Genomic DNA, 1042 nt, shown 5'->3' with positions numbered 1-1042 from the left:
AAGCGTGAAGAACTCCCATCATCGCAGGTCACAAGGCACTTCCTCGTCTCCGGAGAAGCTATCCACAGACATCAAGCCGGTGGATCCGGGCTCAGGCGCACGGGCGCACGCCGATCGCCATGGAGCCGGCTCATGACGCACTACACCTGACGCATACATATGAATATTTGGGCCGAATAAGAATTCCATCCGCATTTCGTAGCAGGCCGTGCTCTCCGGCATGTGCGGGTGTCGCAAGGTGGAGGATCAGTGCGTCTCCGGACGAACCGGTCCGGAAAGTGGCGGGGCGTCAGCCCCGACTCGCACAGATAGGCCTGAACATGATCAACGGGTTGAAAAGGGCTGCGGCCCTGGGGGCAGCGACGGTGGCCCTGGCCGTGGGCGCGGTCGTCGGCACGATCGGCACCGCATCAGCCGCACCGCAAGACCACCAGCCGCCGGTAGCGTCGCACCACCAGCCGCCAGCACCGCAACACCACCAGCTGCCGGTAGCGTCGCACCACCAGCCGCCAGCACCGCAACACCACCAGCTGCCGGTAGCGTCGCACCATCAGCCGCCGGCGGCGGCGCACCGCTGCGCGGAAGCGGCGGGCTACTGGTCACGACTGTGGCACCCGGCATACCGGGACCGGTACCACCATGCACACGCCGGCTACTGGACCCGCGTCTGGCACCCCGCCCACCGGGACTGCCGCCGCTAACCCCGCAACCGCCGCCGCCGACAGGAGCAACGGCGATCCGACCGGCCTCCGGCGCGCCCCCTCGAAGGCGCGCCGGAGGCCGGTCCATTTGGCCGCACCCACGCTCATCGGACCATGCGTGCCGGAAACCACGCCCATACCGACCAGGCAGCAGAGTTCGATCCGCGCCCGTCTATGGTGCCGCTGCCGCCCGATGCGATGGTCGGGCGGGGATGCTGGTGTATGCCGCTGTTCGGTCTCGTTGATGCTGATCGGAAAATCGATGTGCGGGAGGGCAGGCGGCAGCATCCGGGCCGCTTGCGGGCCGGATGTCGGGGCGAGCTTGGTCAGGCGGATACGGG

1 protein-coding gene is annotated in these 1042 nt (G+C 67.9%); it reads left to right on the top strand.

Translation table 11 applies throughout. The annotated features are described in order from the left end of the window. Positions 1–815 precede the first annotated feature (815 nt). On the top strand, positions 816–1042 hold a 227-nt coding region (locus tag ACIQFZ_RS43575), incomplete at its 3' end, for a hypothetical protein (protein ID WP_402694019.1).

Origin of the sequence: Streptomyces sp. NPDC093064, from assembly GCF_044754605.1 — a bacterium.
Classification (GTDB): Bacteria; Actinomycetota; Actinomycetes; order Streptomycetales; family Streptomycetaceae; genus Streptomyces.
Note: the sequence above shows the minus strand (reverse complement) of the source record. Positions and strands in the feature narration are given on the sequence as shown.